Annotated in this window: 18 protein-coding genes; 11 read left to right on the top strand and 7 right to left on the bottom strand. The window is 62.7% G+C overall.

Annotated elements, in window-relative coordinates:
* Nucleotides 1-5 precede the first annotated feature (5 nt).
* Nucleotides 6-1,517: a UxaA family hydrolase gene (locus ACO07C_RS14550; RefSeq protein WP_421914856.1), complete on the bottom strand. Its 1,512-nt coding sequence runs from the start codon at nt 1,515-1,517 to the stop codon at nt 6-8.
* A gap of 154 nt (nt 1,518-1,671) precedes the next feature.
* Here ACO07C_RS14550 and ACO07C_RS14545 point away from each other — a divergent pair, with 154 nt between their 5' ends.
* The 3 genes from ACO07C_RS14545 to ACO07C_RS14535 all read left to right on the top strand — a co-directional run bounded on the left by ACO07C_RS14545 (nt 1,672) and on the right by ACO07C_RS14535 (nt 8,922).
* The gene (locus ACO07C_RS14545; RefSeq protein ID WP_421914855.1) at nt 1,672-2,001 is read left to right on the top strand and encodes an L-rhamnose mutarotase; all 330 of its coding nucleotides are present in this window, start codon (nt 1,672-1,674) and stop codon (nt 1,999-2,001) included.
* 800 nt (nt 2,002-2,801) lie between these two features.
* Nucleotides 2,802-4,574: an adenylate/guanylate cyclase domain-containing protein gene (locus ACO07C_RS14540; protein WP_421917531.1), complete on the top strand. Its 1,773-nt coding sequence runs from the start codon at nt 2,802-2,804 to the stop codon at nt 4,572-4,574.
* A gap of 118 nt (nt 4,575-4,692) precedes the next feature.
* Nucleotides 4,693-8,922: a cytochrome P450 gene (locus ACO07C_RS14535; protein WP_421914854.1), complete on the top strand. Its 4,230-nt coding sequence runs from the start codon at nt 4,693-4,695 to the stop codon at nt 8,920-8,922.
* Between the two features lie 30 nt (nt 8,923-8,952).
* Here the strand turns inward: ACO07C_RS14535 and ACO07C_RS14530 are convergent, their stop codons facing one another.
* From ACO07C_RS14530 to ACO07C_RS14510, 5 genes are all read right to left on the bottom strand, one after another.
* Nucleotides 8,953-9,633: a Crp/Fnr family transcriptional regulator gene (locus ACO07C_RS14530; RefSeq protein WP_421914853.1), complete on the bottom strand. Its 681-nt coding sequence runs from the start codon at nt 9,631-9,633 to the stop codon at nt 8,953-8,955.
* 733 nt (nt 9,634-10,366) lie between these two features.
* Complete coding sequence (locus ACO07C_RS14525) at nt 10,367-11,209, bottom strand: transporter substrate-binding domain-containing protein (RefSeq protein WP_421914852.1); 843 nt, start codon at nt 11,207-11,209, stop codon at nt 10,367-10,369.
* 157 nt (nt 11,210-11,366) lie between these two features.
* Nucleotides 11,367-12,206 carry a polysaccharide deacetylase family protein gene (locus ACO07C_RS14520; RefSeq protein ID WP_421917530.1) on the bottom strand — a complete coding sequence of 280 codons (840 nt, stop codon included), beginning with the start codon at nt 12,204-12,206 and terminating at the stop codon, nt 11,367-11,369.
* A 62-nt stretch (nt 12,207-12,268) separates the two neighbouring features.
* Complete coding sequence (locus ACO07C_RS14515) at nt 12,269-13,042, bottom strand: SDR family NAD(P)-dependent oxidoreductase (RefSeq protein ID WP_421914851.1); 774 nt, start codon at nt 13,040-13,042, stop codon at nt 12,269-12,271.
* A gap of 1 nt (nt 13,043) precedes the next feature.
* Nucleotides 13,044-13,832 carry an IclR family transcriptional regulator gene (locus ACO07C_RS14510; protein ID WP_421914850.1) on the bottom strand — a complete coding sequence of 263 codons (789 nt, stop codon included), beginning with the start codon at nt 13,830-13,832 and terminating at the stop codon, nt 13,044-13,046.
* Nucleotides 13,833-13,914: 82 nt separating this feature from the next.
* Between ACO07C_RS14510 and ACO07C_RS14505 the strand changes: the two genes are divergently transcribed.
* From ACO07C_RS14505 to ACO07C_RS14485, 5 genes are read left to right on the top strand one after another with little or no spacing between them, the layout of a single operon-like run.
* On the top strand, nt 13,915-14,664 hold the full coding sequence (locus ACO07C_RS14505; protein WP_421914849.1) for an SDR family NAD(P)-dependent oxidoreductase: 750 nt from the start codon (nt 13,915-13,917) through the stop codon (nt 14,662-14,664).
* 42 nt (nt 14,665-14,706) lie between these two features.
* A complete protein-coding gene (locus ACO07C_RS14500; protein ID WP_421914848.1) occupies nt 14,707-15,423 on the top strand; it encodes an ABC transporter permease in 717 nt (238 codons plus the stop codon).
* Complete coding sequence (locus tag ACO07C_RS14495; protein ID WP_421914847.1) at nt 15,423-16,148, top strand: ABC transporter permease; 726 nt, start codon at nt 15,423-15,425, stop codon at nt 16,146-16,148. Before ACO07C_RS14500 ends, ACO07C_RS14495 begins: the two co-directional genes overlap by 1 nt.
* On the top strand, nt 16,141-16,917 hold the full coding sequence (locus ACO07C_RS14490; RefSeq protein WP_421914846.1) for an ABC transporter ATP-binding protein: 777 nt from the start codon (nt 16,141-16,143) through the stop codon (nt 16,915-16,917). The genes ACO07C_RS14495 and ACO07C_RS14490 overlap by 8 nt, the downstream gene beginning before the upstream one ends.
* A 59-nt stretch (nt 16,918-16,976) precedes the next feature.
* Nucleotides 16,977-18,140 carry a M20 family metallopeptidase gene (locus ACO07C_RS14485; RefSeq protein ID WP_421914845.1) on the top strand — a complete coding sequence of 388 codons (1,164 nt, stop codon included), beginning with the start codon at nt 16,977-16,979 and terminating at the stop codon, nt 18,138-18,140.
* 51 nt (nt 18,141-18,191) lie between these two features.
* On the opposite strand, the gene ACO07C_RS14480 is transcribed toward ACO07C_RS14485, so the two are convergent.
* On the bottom strand, nt 18,192-18,629 hold the full coding sequence (locus tag ACO07C_RS14480) for an Lrp/AsnC family transcriptional regulator (protein ID WP_421914844.1): 438 nt from the start codon (nt 18,627-18,629) through the stop codon (nt 18,192-18,194).
* Between the two features lie 131 nt (nt 18,630-18,760).
* Between ACO07C_RS14480 and rocF the strand changes: the two genes are divergently transcribed.
* From rocF to ACO07C_RS14465, 3 genes are all read left to right on the top strand, one after another.
* Nucleotides 18,761-19,681: an arginase gene (gene rocF / locus ACO07C_RS14475; protein ID WP_421914843.1), complete on the top strand. Its 921-nt coding sequence runs from the start codon at nt 18,761-18,763 to the stop codon at nt 19,679-19,681.
* Between the two features lie 3 nt (nt 19,682-19,684).
* Nucleotides 19,685-20,731 (top strand): ornithine cyclodeaminase, encoded by a 1,047-nt coding sequence (locus tag ACO07C_RS14470; protein ID WP_421914842.1) that lies wholly within the window; start codon nt 19,685-19,687, stop codon nt 20,729-20,731.
* A gap of 299 nt (nt 20,732-21,030) precedes the next feature.
* Nucleotides 21,031-21,714 (top strand): TetR/AcrR family transcriptional regulator, encoded by a 684-nt coding sequence (locus ACO07C_RS14465; protein WP_421914841.1) that lies wholly within the window; start codon nt 21,031-21,033, stop codon nt 21,712-21,714.
* Nucleotides 21,715-21,727: the final 13 nt, after the last annotated feature.

The following is a 21,727-nucleotide window of genomic DNA, read 5'->3' as shown; positions in this document are numbered from 1 at the left end:
GGGCGCTACATGGTGGCGCCGACCGACCAGGGCACGAATTCGCTATCGCCGTAGCCTAGGACTTCCGATTTCGTCCGTTCGCCCGAGGCGACAGCCAAGATCTTGCGCAGGATCTCCTCGCCCTTGTCGGCCAGCGTGGCGCCATCCAGGACATCGCCGCAATTGATGTCCATGTCCTCGACCATCTTTTCATAGATCAGCGAGTTGGACGCGAGCTTGATCGACGGCGTCGGCTTGCAGCCGAAGGCGGAGCCACGGCCGGTGGTGAAGCAGAGCATGTTGGCGCCGCCGGCGACCTGGCCCGTCGCCGAGACCGGATCGTAGCCGGGCGTATCCATGAAGACGAGGCCATTGGTCGTGACCGGTTCGGCGTAGTTGAAGACGCCGGTGAGATTGGTGGAGCCGCCCTTGGCGGCGGCGCCCAGGGATTTTTCCAGTATGGTGGTCAGGCCACCGGCCTTGTTGCCGGGCGACGGATTGTTGTTCATCTCCATGTTGTGGCGGGCGGTGTAGTCTTCCCACCAGCGAATGCGTTCGGCCAGCTTCTCGCCGATCGCGGCATTCTCGGCGCGCCGCATCAGCAGATGCTCGGCGCCATAGATCTCCGGTGTCTCGGACAGGATCGCCGTGCCGCCCTCGGCGACCAGCAGGTCGACCGCCACGCCGAGCGCCGGATTGGCGGTGATGCCCGAATAACCGTCGGAACCGCCGCATTGCAGCGCCAGCATCAGTTCCGAGGCCGGCGCCTGCGTGCGCTCGGCCTGGTTGACGACCGCGAGCATGTCATGGATCGCCTTGACGCCTGCTTCGACTGTCTTGCGGGTGCCGCCGACCTCCTGGATCGTCAGCGTGCGGAAGGTCGTGTCCTCGCTGATGCCGTAGGACTGCATCCAGCGCGGGATCTGGAAGGCTTCGCAGCCCAGCCCGACCATCAGCACGCCGCCAATGTTGGGGTTGGTGGCAAAGCCCCATTGCGTACGCTTCAAGAGTTCATAGGCCTCGCCATGCGTGTCGAGGCCGCATCCGGTTCCGTGCACCAGTGAGATGACGCCGTCGATGTTCGGATAATCGGCGAGAATGCCAGAACGGTTGACCTGGTCGGCGATGAACCGCGACGCGGTGGCCGAGCAGTTCACCGAGGTCAGCACCGCTATGTAGTTGCGCGTGCCATATTTGCCGCTGGCGCGCCTGAAGCCCTGGAAGGTGCGGCGCCGTTCCGGTGCGACGAAGCGCGTCGGCCTGGCATCGACGCCGAACTGATAATCGCGGTCGAAGGCATGCAGATAGACATTGTGCTCGTGCACCCACGTACCCGGCGCGATGTCCTCCTTAGCAAAGCCGATGACCTGGCCGTATTTGACGATCGCCGCGTCCTTGGCGATAGGCTGGATGGTCATCTTGTGTCCACGCGGGATGCGCTGCGTTGCGGTGACGGCACTCACCTCATCGCCAGGAGAAAGAGCATCGATCGCCAGGACAATGTTGTCGGCGTCCGTCAGTCGAATAGTGCGCGCCATGGTACCGTCGGGTTGTGAGAGAAGGCGCGACCGGACCTCTTGCCAACGCGCATTATGGAAGAATACTAATATAACAGATAAAGATGGTCAAGGCGAAGGGACAGCGTTTCCTGCCGCCTTGCCCTGACCCGCATTCGATCGAGGAAGCTTGAGAATGACCCGGATGGGACTGTGCATCGGACTGAAGCCCGAGGTGATCGCGCGTTACAAGGAAGTTCACGCGGCGGTCTGGCCGGAAGTGCTTGCGGCGATCACGGCGGCCAACATCGGCAACTATTCGATCTTCCTGCGCGAGCCAGAGAACCTGCTGTTCGCCTATTGGGAATATACCGGCGAGGATTTCGATGCGGACATGGAATTGATGAAGCAGAACCCGTCCATGCGGGAATGGTGGACAATCTGCGATCCCCTGCAGCAGCCACTCGAGACCCGCGCGCCCGGTGAGTGGTGGGCGCGCATGGAGCCGGTGTTCTTCCACGCCTGAGCGGTCCGCCCAGATGCAATCGCGAGCCAGGACATTTGTCCGGCATGCCGCCTGCCACGTAGCCCTGTTCAAACGGTGACCGCGGGTTTCGGGACAGGGCCTGACGCCGGCCTGTGGCGGCGACTGTCCTGATTGCCGCGTCAGTCTTCCTTGTTGCTGCTGGACGCTGCGGCCGGCCTTTTCGTCCCGGGAGGCCCGACGAATGCACGGCTTGTCGAGAATCGCCTTGAGCCCCCTAGGAGCAGCCTGGGAACAATTTCAAGCCAGACATTTGTGCAGGACCTTCCGCGATCACGGAATTACCGGTCTTGAAGGGCATGCTATCTTTCATCCGCGGCGCTTTCATCCCGCCTGGCCGGTGCCAAAGGTAACCCCAAGCCCCCCGCCCCCTTCGGCGCCGGCCGTGGGCGGGCTTCATTGAACGAACGGATCGCCCTTCGCACGGTCGAGCAGGCCGGCCGGAGATTGCATCCCTGGATCGCAAAGCCGCGATCGATCCGCCACACCACCCTGCCAGTTGGAGCGGGATAGCCCGCCGAGCAAACGGCATCCTGTATAGCTTTCAGTAACCAAGAAACGATTTCAGCTTGCGGCTGGACTTGCGCCCAGCACCTCCAAGGGTGCGGATCATGGTGGAGCTTTTGCGAGGACCCTGCTAAACCTCCAAGCCTGACGGGAGGGGCAACGGCGGGCCAATCCCGCAGAGGTGGTGATCTTCCGGTGGAAGTGGCGGACTGCGTTCCGCGGCAGGGGCTTGCTAGCGAATGGACGAGAGCCAGAAGGGGCGACTGGGCTCAGGCATGGCTGAGCGGCACTATACGCGTCAGTTGGCGACGATCATTTCGATCGACGCGGTGGAATTCTCGCGCCTGATGGGCATTGACGATGAATCCGCCGTTGCCGCGTTTGAAGCCCGCCGTGACATCATCGTCGAGCGCTGCAGCGCATTCGGCGGTCGCACTTTCGGCGAAGCCGGCGACAGCATCATGGCCGAGTTCGGCAATCCGATCGAAGCCCTGCGCGCTGCTTTCGATTTCCAGCAGCGGATCGGCCAGCTCAACGCATCCGTCGACAATCATATGCGCATGCCGTTTCGTGCCGGCATCAACACCGGCGACGTCATCGTTCGCGAGGGTAGGCTCTACGGCGACGACGTCAACATCGCGGCCAGGATCCAGGAATTCGCGCCGCATGATGGCCTGGCTGTGTCCGAGACCACCTGGCACCATGTCAAGGACAAGACGGCTGCCGAGTTCACCGATCTTGGCGAACTCACGCTCAAGAACATCGTTTTGCCCGTGCGCGTCCTGATTGCTGGCCGCGGCAGGAGTGGCGCGTCGCCCGCGGCGCCGCCCACGCCCCAAAATCATCAGCGGATGCTCGCGTCCAAGGGCCCGCCGGCGATCGCCGTTCTTCCGTTCCGGGGCGACGGTGGCGAGCGCGACATCGGCTATATGGCCGACGGCATAGCCGAGGACATCATCTACGGCCTTTCCAACACCCGGTGGCTCTCGGTGATCGCCAAGAGTTCCAGCTTCCAGTTTCGAGACGATACGCTGGGCACCCGGGTGATCGGCAACGCGCTGGGCGCGCGTTATGTCGTCAGCGGCACATTGGTGCGCAATGGCAGCCAGATCCGTCTGGACACGTCGCTTGCCGATGCATCCAACGGCCGGCTGGTCTGGTCGCAGCGGTTCGACCGCGATCTGGTCGACATCTTCAAGTTGCGCGACCAGATCGGCAGCGAGATCGTTTCGATCCTCGACAAGGAGGTCGACCGGGCCGAGCAGATGCGGACGTTCCAGGTGCCTTGGGAAAGCCTGGAGAGCTGGCAGCTGGTGCGGCGCGGCCGCTGGCACATGAACAGGCGCACGCGTGGCGATACCGAAATCGCGCTGGAGTTTTTCGAGAAGGCCTATCAGGAGGACCCGAATTCGAGCGCCGTCCTGAATGAACTGGCATGGTGGTATTTCTGGCGGGCGTGGCTGCACTTCGGCGACAGCGACGATCTGGACACGGTCGAGCGATATGCCCGCAAGGCCTTGTTGATGGATAGCCAGGATGCGCGGCCGCACGCCCATCTCGGCGTCATCGAAATCATGAGGGGAAAACCGGGCGCCGCGGTCGACCATCTGGAGGAGGCGATCCACATCAATCCGAGCTTTGCCTTCGCGCGCTCCGCGATGGGCAGCGCGCGGCTGCTGCAGGGTGACGCGGCCGGCGCGATCCCGTTTTTACTGGATGCCGAGCGGCTGAGCCCTTTCGACCTCTACCGGTTCCACAATCTGGGCGAACTGGCCTGCGCCTACAATTTCGTCGAGGACTGGTCCTCCGCGATCGCCACCGCCGACCGCTCGCTCAATCTTTCGCCCGGATATTTCTACGCCAGGTTCGTGAAGATCGGCGCCTTGATGAGAAGCGGCCGGCCAGACGATGCCAAGCGGGAGCTTGCCATCTTCACGGCGCGCCATCCCGACTTCTCCGAGCAAAGGGTCCGCTGGATACCGTTCGCCGACAAGGCGGCAAATGAATTTCTGATCGCCAATGTCGAGCTGGTCAGATCAAGCGCATGATCGAGGGTGGCCAAGGATCCGAACTGTGAGACATTTCACATACGCGGAAACGATGCAAACCTAGGCCTTGCGGAGTCGGCATCACAATGACGTGGACAGCCGGGAGGCTTGAACGCGCATGATCAAGATCAAGTATTTCGATGCCATTCGCGCGGCACAGAAAAGCCAGCGTCCGCTATCGGAAATGCCGCCATTCGACATCGAGAGGCTTCGTTCGAAGGGCCTTGCGGCGCGCATAGCCGGCTTCCTTTTCAACGATCCCCGCTGGCTTCTGGCACTGTTGCGCAGGTTCTGGCCGAACCTCGCCTTTGGCAATTTCCTGCTCGTCACCAGGAATGCCGACGTTCGCGACATATTGGAGCGCGGCGATGAATTCGAGACGCCTTACGGGCCGGAGATGACCGAGCTTGCGCGCGGATCGAACTTCATTCTCGGCATGCAGGATGGCGCCGCCTACCGGCGGATGAAATCATCCGTGCTGAGCGCCTTTCCGCCGGCGGAGGTCGAAGCCGTCGTCAGGCCGATCGCCGAGCGTCATTCGCGGGAGATCATGACCGGCGCCGCGCCCGGTTTCGACGTGGTCGCCGATCTGATGAAGATCGTTCCGGTCCGCATCTGCCGCGACTATTTCGGCCTCGAGATCGACGACGAGACCGAATTCGCGAACTGGTCGCTCGGCCTGAGTGCGTTGTTCTTCTCCGACCCGACGGCGAACCCGACCATCCGTCAGCTGGCCGTGGTTGCCGGGGACAGGCTGATCAAGGTGATAGACCGCTCGATAGCCGCGATCCGGGACAGGGGTGCGAAGGAAGAGAAGCCTCTGCCCCGGCTGGTCGCCTTGCTTGATCAGGGGCGCCTGTCGTTGCCCGATATTCATTCGATCATGCTGGGCATGGTCACCGGCTTCGTCCCGACCAACCTGCTGGCCGGAAGCAACTGCCTCGATGTGATCCTGTCGCGGGCCGACGCGCGTGAAGCCATTGATGCCGCACTCGCCGCCAACGATACCGACATGCTGGACAGGGCCATCAGGGAAGCCATGCGGTTCAAGCCGATCTGGGTTGGACCGTGGCGCTACACTGCCCGCGATACCACCATCGCCAAGGGCACACGCCGAGAGCGCCTTGTGAAGGCGGGAACGGTGGTCATGCCGGCAACCTTGTCGGCAATGTTCGATCCTGATTCCGTACAAAACCCGAATACCTTCGACATCACGCGCCCCGATCGCGATTACATGGTCTTTGGACATGGCATTCACCTGTGCATCGGCGCCGAGATCGCCAGGATCCAGATCGGCGAAAGTCTGCGTGCCCTGTTCCAGAAGCCGAACCTGCGCCGCGCCTCCGGCAAGGCCGGGCGACTGACGAATGTCGGCGCCTATCCGTATAGCCTCGAGGTTGATTTCGATCGGCCCGCTTTTTGCCAGACAGTCGACCAGTCGATGGTGACGGTGGTCTGCCCCATCGCTCGAAGCGCCTCGTTGGACGATGTCAACCGCCGGGTCGGCCGGCTGGGCAACCCGGCCAGCGAAGAAATCCGCGCGGAGCTGGACGCAGCCGGCATCATTCATTTCACCAGTCTGGCCGTGGTCCCTACGGGCGAGGCGGACGATGGCTCGGGCCATCAGGAAGGGGCCATTGTTCTCGAAATATCCGGCGACGGCAGCACCGACGACGTCATCAATGCCGTGACCCAGGCTATCGGACATCGGCTGCGGCCGATCTTGAAGGACGCCTGCGACCTGCGTGACGGTGCGCCGCTGCACGACTTCCTGCGCAAGCACAATGTCGATATCTCTCCTTCGTTCGGCAGCAATGCCGGTCTGGTTTTTTCGGGCACGCCAGGGCATTCGGTCCAGCGCATCCTGGCTGAAGCCAAACTTGCAGAGGCCGTCAGCAAGGTTGTCGAAAAGCCTCGGCCGGCAAGCGTCAGCGCCGCGGCGGTGCTCGACGAGGCGCGGCGGCATGTCAGGTCATCGGGAGAATTCGCCTGGGCGTTCGAGCCTGCCGAGAGCCTGCTTGAAAATCCGCCAGGCAAATGGTGGCAAGCCATAACCACGACCCTGTTCGCACCGCCAATGCTGGCTGCCGTCGTCCTGACCGTGCTCGTCTTTACATGGGCGATCTACGTGCACGTATTCGGCGATCCGGCGGGCGTCACCTTGAGCACCGTCATCATTGCCGGCATTGCGTTGCTGCTGGCGGTGCTGGGACTTCTGGCGCTGATGGCACTGTTTCTCGGCATCTGTTTCCTTGCCCTCAGGCGGCTCGAAAACAGTGACCGTCCTGACAACACCGCGATCGACCTCATCGCATTGAACAAGATTCTCGCCCATGAGGATCGCTTCGCCCAGAACCATCTGACGGCGATCTCGACGATGAAGCCTGGAACATTGCGGTGGCTGGCGCTGAGGTTTTCGTTCTACTTGATCTCCATCTCGGCCCGGAAAGTCTTCAAGCCGGGGTTCCTTGCCAACATCAACACCATCCACTTCGCCCGCTGGGTCCTGGTGCCCGGTTCGAACAAGCTTGTGTTCTTTTCCAACTATGGAGGCAGCTGGGAGAGCTACCTGGAGGATTTCATCGCCAAGGCTGCTGCCGGCCTCACCGGCGTGTGGAGCAACACGCAGGGTTATCCGCGCACTCGCTGGCTGTTTTTGGACGGCGCGCGCGACGCGGATCGCTTCAAGCGCTGGGCGCGGCGGCAGCAGGTGCCGACCCTGTTCTGGTATTCGGCCTATCGCGACCTCAATACGGTCCGTATCCGTATCAATTCCGAGATAAGGCGCGGTATTGCCGATGCGACGGGCAGCGACGCGCGTGACTGGCTGAGCCTGTTTGGATCCTTGCCGCGGCCGCATGCGCAGCAAGCCGGTACCACGATCAGCCTCTTCACCCCTGCCGCGCCAGCCGTGGAGCAACTGGAAACCGGCGAGATCCAGTCCATTTTCTTTGGTCCGTTCGGCTCGCTGAACCATGCCTGCATGCTGGGCATCTCCGTCCCCGACAATCTCTCCAGCGTCAGCCGCAGGACGTGGCTGGAATTCGTCGTCGAGCGCACGAGCTTCGGCGACGGCGCCCCGTCGGCGCGCGCCATGACGGTGGCGTTCGGTCCCGATGGCCTCAAGCGCCTGGGACTGGACGGCGGCGTCGATGCCGATCCACTGGACTCATTTCCCGCTGCGTTTCGCCATGGCATGGGCAACCCTCAGCGCAGCCGTATTCTCAATGATCTCGGCGATAGCGCGCCAGACAAATGGGAATGGGGCTCGCATGGCAACCCGGTGGACCTGGCGGTCGTTTGCTATGCCGAAAGCCAGGATCTGCTGCAGACCGAAATCGCTTCCATCACGCAAAGGGTCGCGCAGTCCGGCATGGCAGTGGTTACGCAACTGCCCTTGATGGTCATCCGCGACGGCAAGAAGTCGCTCGAACATTTTGGCTTTGTCGACGGCGTTTCGCAGCCGGTCGTCATCGGAACCGCGCGCGCCAAGGCCAATACAGCGCCGATGCATCTGGTCGCGCCGGGCGAGTTTCTGTTCGGCTATCGCGATGAACATGGTTTCTACCCGGCGTCGCCCTGGGTCCAGGCGTCGCAGGATCGCGACGGCATTCTCCCGGCGGTGCGCCACAACCGCATCATCCCCGGCCAGCCGCCGTCACCACATGATTTCGGTCGCAATGGCACCTTCATCGTGCTGCGTCAGCTCGAGCAGCATGTCGAAGCCTTCCACGATTACTGCAAGGCGGCGGCCACGCACGTGGCAAGCGAAACAGACAACCCTGCCATCACCCCGCGCTGGGTTGCCGCCAAGATGCTCGGCCGCTGGCCCGATGGCAGCTCGCTGGTGCGCAATCCCGACGGTCGTCCGGGGCGCGGCGCCGACAACGACTACGCCTTTGGCGTCGAGGATCCGCAAGGGCATCGCTGTCCGCTGGGTGCCCATGTGCGCCGGTCCAACCCCCGCGATTCCCTGGGCGAAGACCACGAGACGCAGATCCAGATCGGCAAGCGCCACCGGATCATGCGCGTGGGGCGCAGCTATGAGAAGCGGGACGAGAAGGGCGGCACGGTTGAAAAGGGGCTGCTCTTCATGTGCCTGAACGCCGACATCGAGCGCCAATATGAGTTCATCCAGCAGACCTGGGCGTCGTCGCCGTCGTTCCAGGGCCTTGTCGACGAAAAGGACCCGATCATCGGCAAGCACAATGGCGGCAGTTTCACCATCCCGTCATGGGAAAAGGTCACCGTCCTGAAAGGCATTCCGAAATTCATCACCACCCGGGGCGGCGGATATTTCTTCATGCCGAGCCGGTCGGCGCTGCGCTATCTGATTTCGCGGCTCTGAGGCCGTCTCACGGCGTGAGACGGCCTTTGGTCAATCGTCGTCGCGCGACTCGGCGATATGGCGAAGAGCGCCGGCATCGAGGATGCGCAATCCGCCACGCTTGATGTCGATGACCTGCCTTGTACGCCAGTCGTTCAGTGTCTTGTTGACGGACTCGCGGGTTGCGCCAAGGAATTCGCCGAGTTCCGACTGCGAGATCGGTATCCAGCCTCCGGCATCCGCCATCACGCCGGCAAGGAAGATCAGTCGCTTCGCCAGCCTGGCCTCGATGCCGAAAAAAGCCTGATCGCCGAGTTCGCCGCTGACCCAACGCAGCCTCGTGCACAACAATTCGATCATCGCGCGCGCCAAAGGCGGGTTCTTCTCGATGCGATCGAAGAGCTGGGTCCGGCTGAGCGAGACCAGCCCGCAAGCGGTGAGGCAGATCGCGGTTGCCGTGCGTGGGCGCCCGTCGAGCGCGCCGATCTCTCCGACCAGGCTGCGCGACAGTTCGATGTTGGCCACCAGCTTCTGGCCACCCGGCGAGTAGATCGAAATCTCCACTGTGCCGCTCATCACGCCATAGATACGGTCGGCTGCGTCTTCCTGCACAAACAGGTGCTGGCCCGCGGCATAACGTTCGACCTTGCAGCCGCTGAACAGCAGATCGAACAGGCTCGGATCGATCCGGGCGAGGCGCGGCAGATCATCGCTGTCGGTTGCGGTGGGCATGATCGGGTTCCGTTGATCCAAGGTATATGGCTGCTCTCTGGAATGTTACCGGTATCGAAAGCTGATTTCGTGCTAATATAGCAGCACGAATTGGGAGGGTCGTCCACACACACAGAGCTTTGGGGCGCTGGCGAGCCGGTTTTCGCATCGGGCAACGTGTTCGGAAATCGTATCACCGCCTGTGAACCAAATCACAGATCGAAGCGACAAACAGAGCGATTGTTCGCATCGACCGGAGCAGCATACCACAATCGGGGGATGTTGTTTCGGACGGAAGTGTAAGGGTTGGGCATCACCGTCGATCTCGACGGTGCGGGTAAAAGGGGTAGGGCGTGACTAATCAGAAATTCAATCTCAGGAAGGAGCAGGACGGGACGTGGACTGTTTTCGAAACCTCCACGGGCGAGCCTGCGTCAACGAAGAGTGCAACCGGCCTCACTGTCTGGCAGGCCGGAGACCTTGCAGTCCTTCTCAATCTGCTGGATGGCAGGCGAAGCGGCACTCCAATGCCGCCTTACGCTTATCGTCATAGCGATTCAGTGGTTCGATCTCAGAAAGCAGACTGATACAGCGAACTTGCCTTACGCAAGGAACGGCTTGTCCTTGCCTTGAATGGCAAGCGCCTCCAGTCTGGATCATCCGGCAATGGCCGGATGTCATCGGGAAGATTTGTGTCGGCTCAAAAAAGATGGGAGGCGGTGCGGCTTCAAGCGCGTGCACCGCCGCCCCCGTCTTATTTCCGCGGGCTCAAATCCATCGCGAACCACTTTTCGGAGATTTTGGCCAGCGTGCCGTCGGCGCGCATGTCCTCGACGGCTTTGTTGAGGATGGCCTTGAGCTCAGGCTCTTCCTTGCGGATGCCCAGGCAGACGTTGGTGGCCATGATGCCCCCCGTCAGCAGCGGACCGCTTGCCTTCAACGCGCCATTGCTGCCCTTGGCGCGATCATTGACGAACACGACATTGTCGAACTGGCCGTCGATGCGGCCGCCTTCGAGGTCGAGGTGGCTTTGCTCGGCTGACTTGTAGGTGCGGACTTCGACGGCGCCGGCAAAATTTTCCTCGACGAACTGCAACTGGCTCGTGGACAGGGACGCACCAAGCGTCTTGCCCTTCAATGCTTCCTTCAGGTCCGCCACGGCCTTCTGGCCTTCCGGCGTATCGGTCGACAACCTCTCTCCGGTGTGAGGCAGGTTGGCGAGCGGGCCATCGGCGGGCACGAGGAACGTGTTGGGCGTGATGACATAGGGATCGGAGAAGTCGATCACCTTGCGCCGCTCCGGGTTGGGCCCCATGGTCAGGACCACGTCGAATTTTCCGGCCAGCAGCGACGGGATCTGGCTATCCCAATCCTGCACGACGATCTTGCAGTCGAGCGCGGCGCGTTTGCAGACTTCCTTCATGACATCGAGATCAAGCCCCTCGACCTCGCCGCCGGCGTTCACGGAGTTGAAGGGCGGGAAGGCGCCTTCGACGCCGACGGTAACCGATTTCCAGTCCTTTGCCGTGGCGACGCCGCCCAGCAGAGGCAATGCGAGGATGGCAAGCGCGGCTGCCAGCGATGATCTTGAGGCCATTGTTTTCTCGTTTTCGTTCCCAGGTTGAAGCCGGACCCCGGTCGCCTGAAGAGGAAGACCGGGAAGTTCAACGCCAACCTTGATATGGCTTTCAGTCCCTGAAAAGCAGAATCACGTTCACATACATGAACCTTGTTCAGATTTTCGCAACACGACGTCAGGCGCAGCCTGCTTTGACGTGGCGAACCACATCCGCATGGGTAGCGAACCAGACCTTGCCGCGGCTGCGTATGTGGGCGATCAGCGCCTCGACGATCCAGATCCGCGAGCGATGGCCGATGATGTCGGGATGCATGGTCAACTGGAAAACACCGCCTTCGTCATAAGCGGCGTCGAACTCGGTGATGAAGATCTTCAGGATGTCGTGCGGCGCGATCTGCGGCCGCAGCCCGCCCCAGCGATCCATCACCAGATAGGCGGCATCGTCGCGGATCCATTCCACCGGCAGTTCGATGACGCCGCTGGGCTTGCCGTCCAGGAGAAGTTCGTAGCAATCGACGTCGGCCATCAGGGACGAGTCGTAGAGCAACCCCATATCGGCGGTGATGCGCAATGTGTTGTCGCTGAAATCCCACGAAGGCGTGCGAATGCCGACAGGGCGCACTCCCGTGATCTGTTCCAGCGTGTCGGCCGCGCGCATTTGCAGGTCGCGTTCCGTATGCGCATCCAGCAAGGTGTTGCGCTCGTGGATCCAGCCATGCAGCCCGATCTCGTGACCGCCGGCGATGAGCTCCCGCTGCTCGTCGGGATAGTGAATTGCCGAAACGGCGGGGACGAAGAAAGTCGCCGGGACGCTTTCGCGCGCCAGCAGGCGGCGGATGCGCGGAATGCCTTGCCGAGGGCCGAAATGGCCCTGCGACAGCGCCGAGATCGAGCGGCCGCCATCGCGGAGCTCGAACGTATCGTGGTCTGAATCGAACGAAAGCGCCACGGCGCAGGCGCCACCCTGCGGCCAGCTTTCCGGTTTCAGGCTCCGCCCGGCCCGGGCACGGTTCATGATCGCCTGCAACTGTTCTTCGGGCCATGTCCATGTCGGGACGGGTGTTTCATTCAGGCTGCTCACGATGTTGGTCCTCCACTCACGGACAAGGTCTGGCCTGCAACCCAGCTGGCAAGCGGCGAAGCCAGGAACAGCACGGCATTGGAAATATCCTCGGGCAATCCGATCCGCCGCAGCGGGATGGAATTGATCATCGCCTGCTGCCCGTCCTCGCCATAGGACGCCCATTGCCGCTCATAATCGGGGCTGGTGCGCAGGAAGCCGGGGGCAACCGCATTGACGTTGATCCCGAACGGACCGAGTTCATGCGCCAGCTGTCGTGTCAGGCTGATCAGGGCTGCCTTGGCGCTGGCATAGGCCTGGATCCCGGTCAGGCTGACGCCCAGGCCCGCACCACTTGATATGTGGACGATCTTGCCGCTGCGCTTGCGCTTCATGGCTGGAACCACGGCCTTCGCGACAAGGAAGGCGCCACGGACATTGACGTCGTAGATGCGATCCCAGTCACGCGCTGGCACGTCTTCGACGGGCTTGCGGGCCTGGCCTAGAACGCCTCCGGCGACATGCACGAAGATGTCGAAGCCGTTGTCACCCGCATGTCGCGTCACGACCCCGGCGATGTCTGTTTCGTCGGTGACGTCCAGCCGTTCACCGGCTAACGAGCCGCCGCGCCCGGGTTTCGCCTCGCGGAGCACGGGCTGCAGCGCGTCTTCATTGATGTCGGTGGCAATCACGGTCGCGCCATTGGCGGCAAAGCTTTCGCAGATAGACCGCCCGATGCCGCGCGCGGCACCGGTCACCAGCACGCGCTGGCCCTCGAAATGAATATCCATTCTATTGATCTTTCGTCGTTTCCTTGTAGCCGAGCCTGTGGCTGAGCTCGGCCGCGTTCCGGATCACCGCGGCGATCATGCGATCGCGGCAGGCGTCGAAGCGGGGCGATATGGTGGCGATGTTGAGGGCCGCGACCACTTCGCCGGTGGCGTCGCGGACGGGCGCGGCCACGCCCGATCCGCCGGTGATGGCTTCCTGATCGCTGATGGCATAGCCATTGTCGCGGGCGGCCTCGATGATCCTGCGGATCTGGACGCGATCGATCACGGTGTGGTCGGTGATCTGCACGATGCGTTCACGCGCCAGGTAGGCGGCCACCTTGTCGGGCCGCCAATGCGAAAGAAGCACCCGCCCCATCGCCGTGCAAAAGGCGGGGTCGGAGCCCGTCAGGTCGGAATCGAAGCGGATCGCGCGGTGGCTCGCGCTCTTGGCCAGCAGCTTGACGCGGCCATCCTTGCGGCGCGCGCCGAGAAAGACGGTCTCGCCCTCGGCGTCGCGCAACGCGTCCATCAGCGGCTGCGCGGTGGCGATCAGCTGCGCTTCGTCGCCGCTCGACCAGCCGGGCCCGTTTCGGAAGGCGTCATGGATCCGGTAGGCGTCCGCCTCGTCGCGCAGGACGTAGGCGCGCGACACCAGCGTGGCCAGAAGATTGAACGTGCTGCTCTTGGGATAGCCAAGCTCGGCGACGATCGTCTTCAGCGACAACGCCTTTGGCGAGCGCGCCAGAAGCTCCAGGATTTCCAGCACGCGCACCGCGGATTTGACGTCTGAATCACCAGTTTTGTTCATGTATGTGAACCATATTCCTATTGAAGAATATCAGCGGAGCCATACCATGCTGAATAGAGGTTGAAAAGGAGCAGTTTCGAGAATGCAGTCACAACACAAGGTGGCCATTGTCACCGGCGCGGCGCGCGGGATCGGCAAGGCCTGCGCGCTGGATCTGGCTCGCTCGGGCTATAACATCGCCCTGGTCGATCTGCTCGAAGCAGAGCTTGAGGCGACGGCCGGCGAGATCGCGGCGCTGGGCGTCGAGGCCGCGACCTTCGTCGCCGATGTGGCCAGCCATCAGCGGGCGGGCGAGGTCGTCAGTCAGACGGTGACCCGTTTCGGACGCGTCGATTTCCTGCTGAACAATGCCGGCCGGTCCGCGCCGCAAGGCATCCTGGACATCACCGAGGATGAGTTCGACCGGGCGATCGCCATCAACCTGAAAAGCTGCTTCAACTATATCCAGCACACGGCGCCGCATATGCTGAACCAGGGTGGCGGACGCATCGTGTCGATGTCGTCGCTCAACGCGCTTTCAGGCGGCGTAACGGCGGCGGTCAGCCGCTTTGCCTATGCCGCCGCCAAGGCCGGCATCCTCGGCATGACCCGGGCGCTTGCCAAGGAACTGGGCCCCGACATCGCCATCAACGCGATCTGCCCCGGCGTCATCCGCACCGAGATCGACACCAATGTGACGGAGCGCGCCGACGAGGTCATCAAGGGCATAGCGCTCGGGCGGCTTGGATGCGCCGACGACGTGGCGCGCCTGGTGACGTTCCTGGCGACCTCGCAGCCCTGCTTCATGACGGGGCAGACACTGACAGTTGACGGTTTCCAGTTCAACGTATGAGGTCAGGCCGGTCATGGACCGGCGATGACGGGATAGCGGCACATGGAGTTCTTTGATCTGGTCGGCTTCGGGCCTGGAGGGTGGGGCAAGGCCCTGCTGCTTGCCGCGCTGGTGACGATCATGGTGGCGATGGCGGGCTTCGCGCTCGGCATCGTCATCGGCGGCCTGATCGCGTGGGCAAAGCTCGCCGGCGGCGTGACCGCTCGCATCCTGGCCGATGTCTACACGACGGTGCTGCGCGGCGTTCCCGATCTGCTGGTCATCTATCTCTTCTATTTCGGCGGAAGCCTGCTTTTGTCGGCGCTGTTCCGTCTTTGGAGTGAGGGCGGCTTCGTCGGCATCCCGCCCTTCATCGCCGGCGCCACCGCCATCGGCGTCGTCTCCGGCGCCTATCAGGCCGAGGTGTTTCGTGGCGCCTTTCGCAGCCTTTCGACAGGCGAGATCGAAGCCGGCAAGGCGGTCGGCATGCATCGGCTGCTGCTGTTTCGCCGCATCATCGCGCCGCAGGTCGCGCGCCATGCCATACCCGGCATCGGCAATGTCTGGCAGATGACCTTGAAGGAATCGGCGCTGGTGTCGGTGACCGGGCTGGTCGAGATCCTGCGCCAGGCGCAGATCGCCGCGGGCTCCACGCGCAAGCCGTTCGAATTCTATCTCATCGCTGCGGCCCTGTTCCTGATCATCACCTGGCTTTCGCAGCGCGTCTTCGACTGGCTCGAAAAACGGGCTTCGCGAAGCACGGTGCGGGAGGCGGCATAATGGACCTGCTCTTCATTCGCGACAGTTTCGTCGAACTGCTGGCCGGCGTGCCGCTGACGCTGCAACTGACCCTGATCGCCTTTTCGATCGGCGTGGTCTTTGCGGTCCTCCTGGCCCTGATGCGCATGTCCGGCATCCGAGGGCTGGACTGGGTGGCGCGGACCTACGTCTTCCTGTTTCGCGGCACGCCGCTCCTGGTGCAGATCTTCCTGATCTATTACGGCCTTGGCCAGTTCCGCCCGACATTGCAAAACCTTGGCCTGTGGCAATTCTTCCGCGAGCCCTATTGGTGCGCGATCCTGGCGCTGTCGCTCAACACCGCCGCCTATGGCAGCGAAATCCTGCGCGGCGCCTTGCGTTCGGTCCCCTCGCGTGAAGTCGAGGCGGGGCGCGCCTGCGGCATGTCCGGGCTGCTGCTCTACCGGCGCATCATTCTGCCGATAGCGCTGCGGCAGGCGCTTCCAGCCTACGGCAATGAACTGATCCTGATGGTGAAGGCGACGTCGCTGGCGTCGATCATCACGATGATGGACGTGACCGGCATCGCCGCGCGCCTGATCTCCGCCAGCTATCGTCCGGTCGAGGTCTTCATCGCCGCCGGCGCGATCTACCTCATCATCAATTTTCTCCTGACGCGGCTGGTCGGTCTGCTTGACTGGTGGCTGACGCCGCATCTGCGCGCGCCGCCGGCGTCATCGAACACAATGGAGCAGGTCAATGCCTGACCAAGCAGCCCTTTCAGTGCGCAAGCTGCGCAAGCGTTTTGGCCCGCTCGAAGTGCTGAAGGATATTTCCTTCGATGCCCAAAAGGGTGAGGTGATCGCGATCCTTGGATCATCGGGATCCGGCAAGAGCACGCTGCTGCGCTGCATCAACCTGCTGGAGATGCCAAGCGCGGGCGAAATCGTCGTTGGCGGCGAAATTGTAAAGCTCAAGCCGCGGCGTGACGGCCTTGCCGTCGTCGATCGCCGCCAGGTCGATGCGCTGCGCGCGCGCGTCGCCATGGTTTTCCAGAGTTTCAATCTCTGGTCGCACATGACCATTCTGGAAAATCTGATCGAAGGCCCGGTCCATGTCCAGGGAAGGCCGCGCCGAGAATGCGTTGCCGAGGCGGAGGCGCTGTTGGCGAAAGTCGGCATCGCCGACAAGCGCGACGCCTATCCCGCTCATCTGTCGGGCGGCCAGCAACAGCGCGCGGCAATCGCCCGTGCGCTCGCGATGAAGCCCGAACTCATGCTGTTCGACGAGCCGACATCCGCGCTCGATCCTGAGCGGGTGGGGGAGGTGCTCAAGGTGATGCGCGCCTTGGCCGATGAAGGCCGCACCATGGTGATCGTCACCCACGAGATGGCGTTCGCGCGCGATGTCGCAAGCCGGGTGATCTTCCTGCACGAAGGCATGATCGAAGAGGATGGTCCGGCGCGGCAGGTGTTCGAGAACCCGAAATCGGCCCGGTTCCAGAAGTTCATTTCCACCAACCGCGACGATGGCTGAACCGCTGCGAATACGAGATCGCGCCTGACTCACTTCGACACGAAGAGAAGACCGCTGCCATGACGACCGACAAGGCCGAAGCCATTTCCGCCTGGCTCGATGAGCAGGCGCCCGCCATGCTCGCCTTGCTTGGCGAACTGGTCGATATCGATTCCGGTTCCCATGACAAGGTCGGCGTCGACAGGGTCGGCGCGCGCCTTGCCCGGTTCTACGCCGAGCATTCGATTGGTGTCGCGACGATTCCCGTTCATGATTTCGGCGATATACTGCGCGCCGGCACCGGTCCCGTGAGTCATAGTTCCGAGCGTCGAAACTACCTCATGATGGGCCATCGCGACACGGTGTTCGGCAAGGGCGAGGCGGCCCGCCGCCCGTTCAGCACCCGTGACGGCCGCGCCTACGGGCCAGGTGTCGCCGACATGAAGGGCGGCCTTGTCATGAATGCCTTCGTCATGGCCGCGCTGAAGCGCTTTGCGCCCGAGATTCCCGTGGTTTCCCTGATGACCGGCGACGAGGAAATCGGCTCGGCGACGGCGCGCCCCACTATCGAGGCGGAAGCGAAATGCGCGGTCGCCGTCTTCAACTCCGAGCCCGGCCGCGTTAGCGGCAACATCGTCACCGGCCGCAAGGGCGGCTTCGGCTATCGCTTCGATATTACCGGCAAGGCAGCGCATTCCGGCGTGAATTTCACCGAAGGCGTGTCGGCCATTGCCGAGCTCGCCCACAAGATCAACGCGCTGCATGCCCTCACCAATGTCGAGGACGGCATGACGCTCAATGTCGGCCTTGTCGGCGGCGGCGTGTCGGTCAACACGGTTGCGCCGACGGCCAGCGGCGAAGTGGATGTGCGGTTCGTCACCAATGCCCAGCGCGACGCGCTGGTCAGGGCGATCGATGCCATCATGGCGACTTCGTCCGTACCGGGAACAAGCACGAAAGCCGTCCGTGACAGCGACTTCTTGCCCCTCGTTCCGACACCGCAAAGCGAGAAACTGACAAGGCATTACCTCGACATTGCGAGGAGTATCGGCCTCGATATCGCGGGCGAGTTCACCGGTGGTTGTGCCGATTCCGGTTTTGCCGCAAGTGCCGGCGCGCCGACGATCTGCGGTGTTGGTCCGGTCGGCGGCAAGGCCCATACGCAAGACGAGTACATCGAAATCGCCAGCCTCGCGCAACGCGCTCGGGTCGCGGCGCTAACCATTTGCACCATGGCGCGATAGCGATCGACGGAGCGCAGGGCCAGACCGCTGACGTTCGTTCGGGGGCGGTCCTCAAAGGCGCGCTTTCGTGCTGCGTGGCGTGGCCAGCAGCAGGTTTGTCTCGCTGCCGGTGATGCCAGGCACGAGCCGGATCCGCCGCAGCACCGCGTCCAGCTCGGTCAGGGTTGCCGTGTTCAGTTCCACCACAAGGTCCCAGCGGCCATTGGTGGTGTGGATCGTGGCGACCTCCGGGAACCCGCCGAGCGCGCGGATCACGCGATCGGCCGCATGCCCTTCGATCTCGATCATCATGATGCCCCTGACGGCAGGGCCGATGGATTCGGCCCGCAAGATCACCGTGTAGCCGATGATCTCGCCGGATTGTTCCAGGCGCTCCATGCGCGAGCGTGCCGTCGCGCGCGACACGCCAAGGTCAGCAGCCAGATCGGAGATGCTTCGGCGCGCGCTGTGGCGCAGGAGCGTGATGAGCTTTTCGTCGAGGGAATCCATGTTTGTCCAATATGGCAGCCTGATAGCTCAAAATGATAAATACTTCTGCGACTTTTGCCAATCGGTACTATTCATTCCGCCGGGCGGATGCGGTTCAACCCTATTCAAAGTAGCGGACGGAGAGTGGCGGAATGAATTGCAACATCCTGGGCGCGCCGGTGCAGGACGGCACTGGCCGAATGGGCTGCGAAATGGGCCCAAGCGCTTTGCGGACAGCCGGGCTGGTCGCCGCCCTGAAGGAGCTTGGTCATGCGGTCGCCGATCTCGGCACGATCGCGCCGGCGCCGATGCGTGCGCTCACCCATGGCAATCTCGCGCTGAAGGCACTTCCGGAGATTTCCGCCTGGACGGCGGGCATCGCCGACGCGGCCTATGCCGCGAGCGCCGACGCCATGCCGATCTTTCTCGGCGGCGATCACTCGATCTCGGCCGGGACCCTGTCCGGGATTGCCCGCCGTGCCGCCCAAGCCGGCCGGCCGCTGTTCGTGCTGTGGCTTGACGCGCACCCGGATTTCCACACGCTCGACACGACAGCCAGCGGCAATCTGCATGGCGTGCCGCTTGCCTATGCCAGTGGCCAGCCCGGCTTTTACGGTTATTTCCCCGACCTGCCGGAACGGGTCGACCCCGCCCGCATCTGTACAATGGGTATCCGCAGTGTCGACCCGGCCGAGCGGCAGGCGCTGCGCGCAGCGGGCGTCACCGTGCACGATATGCGCGCCATCGACGAACATGGCATCGCCCCGCTTCTGCGAGCCTTCCTGGAACGGGTCACGGCCGAGAACGGACTGCTGCATGTCAGCCTCGATGTCGACTTCCTCGATCCGTCGATAGCGCCAGCTGTCGGCACGACCGTGCCCGGCGGCGCGACATTCCGCGAGGCGCATCTGGTCATGGAGATGCTCTCGGACAGCGGCCTGGTCACAAGCCTCGACCTCGTGGAACTCAATCCCTTTCTCGATGAGCGCGGCCGCACCGCGACGCTGATGGTCGACCTCACGGCAAGCCTGATGGGCCGCCGCATCATGGACCGTCCGACCAGGAGCTTTTGACCGATGACCGCCAGACTGAACATCGTTCCTTTCGTCAGCGTCGACCACATGATGAAGCTGGTGCTTGCCATCGGCGTCGAGCGCTTCCTCACCGATCTCGCCGACTATATCGAGGAGGACTTTCGCCGCTGGGCGCTGTTCGACAAGACGCCGCGCGTCGCCTCGCACAGCATCGACGGCGTCATCGAGTTGATGCCGACCAGCGACGGCCGCCTCTACGGCTTCAAATACGTCAACGGCCACCCCAAGAACATGCGCGAGGGCCGCCAGACCGTGACCGCCTTCGGCGTGCTTGCCGATGTCGGCAACGGCTATCCGATGCTGCTTTCCGAGATGACCATCCTCACCGCCCTGCGCACCGCCGCGACCTCGGCGGTGGCGGCGAAGTACCTGGCGCCGAAGGGCGCGGACTGCATGGCCATCATCGGCAACGGCGCCCAGTCGGAATTCCAGGCGATGGCGTTCAAGGCGCTGCTCGGCGTCAACAAGCTGCGCCTCTACGACATCGACCCGGCGGCGACGCGCAAATGCGCGGACAATCTGGCGGGTCTGGGGTTCGAAATCACGTCCTGTGCTTCCGCGCATGCCGCGGTGGAGGGCGCGCAGATCATCACCACGGTGACGGCAGACAAGCAGTATGCGACCATCCTCACCGACAACATGGTAGGCAGCGGCGTCCACATCAACGCGGTCGGCGGCGATTGCCCCGGCAAGACGGAACTCCATCGCGATATACTGCTGCGCTCGCAGATCTTCGTCGAATACACGCCGCAGACGCGCATCGAGGGCGAGATCCAGCAGCTCGATCCCGATCATGCCGTGGTCGAATTGTGGGAGGTGATGGCGGGAACGGCCGAGGGCCGCGCCAGCAGCCAGGCGGTGACGCTGTTCGATTCCGTCGGCTTCGCCACCGAGGATTTCTCGGCGCTGCGTTATGTCCGCGATCAGCTCGCGCGTACCGGCCTCTACGAGGAACTCGACCTGCTCGCCGATCCCGACGAACCGCGCGACCTCTTCGGAATGCTGTTGCGCGCCGCGAAGCAGCCTTGAGGAAGCCGCTTGGCCGGTTTTCAAGGCAGATTCAGCGTTCGGTTCGGGCAAGGAACCGTGTGTATTTGTCCGATACTCCGGAGGTGGCAACTTGCTCGCATCCAATCGCATTGGCGCCAGCACAATGGGTTGAAGGACAATCGGGTTCGCCAGAGCCGCCGTCAAGATTTTGGTGGGGGTATCGATCTCTCGACCGCGGCGTCCTGATTGTCGCCGGCAAGAAACCGCCAAAATACGGGCTGCCAGAGCCCGCGGTTCTTCATATATTGAAGCAGAGAATGAAGAATCGGAGTTCAAGCGTGCCCGCACTGATAGATTCGCCGACGCTTACGGAACAAACCGATCCACCGATTTCTGATCGCGCCATTCGCACGACGAAGAGCGATTGGCTCAATCTTGCAATACGAACGCTGATCACAGATGGCATCGATCATGTGAAAATACAGGTCATGGCCAAGGAGCTCAACGTCTCGAGGTCGAGCTTCTACTGGTTCTTCAAGAGTCTCCAGGACCTTCACGATCAGCTTCTGCAGAACTGGCTGAACAATTATACGGCTCCGATCATCGAGCGCGCCATGCGTCCGGCGCCGTCGATCAATCGGGCCATTCTGAATGTCTTCGAATGCTGGGTGGACGAGAGGCTTTTCGACCCGAAGCTCGACAACGCCGTGAGATTATGGGCGCGCCGCGACCAGGCGGTCCGTGCCGTTGTCGAGGAAGCGGACAACAGGCGGGTCGATGCCATAACCGCCATGTATTCCCGCTACGGATATGATGCGGAGAATGCGCTGATCCGCGCCCGCGTCCTCTACTTCATGCAGATTGGCCACTACACGCTCGACATCCAGGAGCCGATGGACGCGAGGCTTTCGCATGTTCCGGCCTATCTGCGCGCTTTCAGTGGCCAGGAACCGGAACTCGATGATATCAAGCATTTCGATGCCTTCGTGGCCCGCGCCATCAATCGAAAAACCGAAGACTGACAGCCGGCTAACT

Source organism: Mesorhizobium sp., from assembly GCF_965229135.1.
Classification (GTDB): Bacteria; Pseudomonadota; Alphaproteobacteria; order Rhizobiales; family Rhizobiaceae; genus Mesorhizobium.
This window is presented reverse-complemented; position numbering and strand designations above follow the sequence as displayed.

Bases quoted from the DNA above. Each gene is read 5' to 3' on its own strand.
- ACO07C_RS14530 (WP_421914853.1), bottom strand. From the start codon at position 9,633: ATGCCCACCGCAACCGACAGCGATGATCTGCCGCGCCTCGCCCGGATC.
- ACO07C_RS14480 (WP_421914844.1), bottom strand. From the start codon at position 18,629: ATGGATTCCCTCGACGAAAAGCTCATCACGCTCCTGCGCCACAGCGCG.
- ACO07C_RS14470 (WP_421914842.1), top strand. From the start codon at position 19,685: ATGACCGCCAGACTGAACATCGTTCCTTTCGTCAGCGTCGACCACATG.
- ACO07C_RS14500 (WP_421914848.1), top strand. From the start codon at position 14,707: ATGGAGTTCTTTGATCTGGTCGGCTTCGGGCCTGGAGGGTGGGGCAAG.
- ACO07C_RS14515 (WP_421914851.1), bottom strand. From the start codon at position 13,042: ATGGATATTCATTTCGAGGGCCAGCGCGTGCTGGTGACCGGTGCCGCG.
- ACO07C_RS14490 (WP_421914846.1), top strand. From the start codon at position 16,141: ATGCCTGACCAAGCAGCCCTTTCAGTGCGCAAGCTGCGCAAGCGTTTT.
- ACO07C_RS14505 (WP_421914849.1), top strand. From the start codon at position 13,915: ATGCAGTCACAACACAAGGTGGCCATTGTCACCGGCGCGGCGCGCGGG.
- ACO07C_RS14545 (WP_421914855.1), top strand. From the start codon at position 1,672: ATGACCCGGATGGGACTGTGCATCGGACTGAAGCCCGAGGTGATCGCG.
- ACO07C_RS14540 (WP_421917531.1), top strand. From the start codon at position 2,802: ATGGCTGAGCGGCACTATACGCGTCAGTTGGCGACGATCATTTCGATC.
- ACO07C_RS14510 (WP_421914850.1), bottom strand. From the start codon at position 13,832: ATGAACAAAACTGGTGATTCAGACGTCAAATCCGCGGTGCGCGTGCTG.
- ACO07C_RS14495 (WP_421914847.1), top strand. From the start codon at position 15,423: ATGGACCTGCTCTTCATTCGCGACAGTTTCGTCGAACTGCTGGCCGGC.
- ACO07C_RS14535 (WP_421914854.1), top strand. From the start codon at position 4,693: ATGATCAAGATCAAGTATTTCGATGCCATTCGCGCGGCACAGAAAAGC.
- ACO07C_RS14485 (WP_421914845.1), top strand. From the start codon at position 16,977: ATGACGACCGACAAGGCCGAAGCCATTTCCGCCTGGCTCGATGAGCAG.
- rocF (WP_421914843.1), top strand. From the start codon at position 18,761: ATGAATTGCAACATCCTGGGCGCGCCGGTGCAGGACGGCACTGGCCGA.
- ACO07C_RS14520 (WP_421917530.1), bottom strand. From the start codon at position 12,206: ATGAACCGTGCCCGGGCCGGGCGGAGCCTGAAACCGGAAAGCTGGCCG.
- ACO07C_RS14550 (WP_421914856.1), bottom strand. From the start codon at position 1,517: ATGGCGCGCACTATTCGACTGACGGACGCCGACAACATTGTCCTGGCG.
- ACO07C_RS14525 (WP_421914852.1), bottom strand. From the start codon at position 11,209: ATGGCCTCAAGATCATCGCTGGCAGCCGCGCTTGCCATCCTCGCATTG.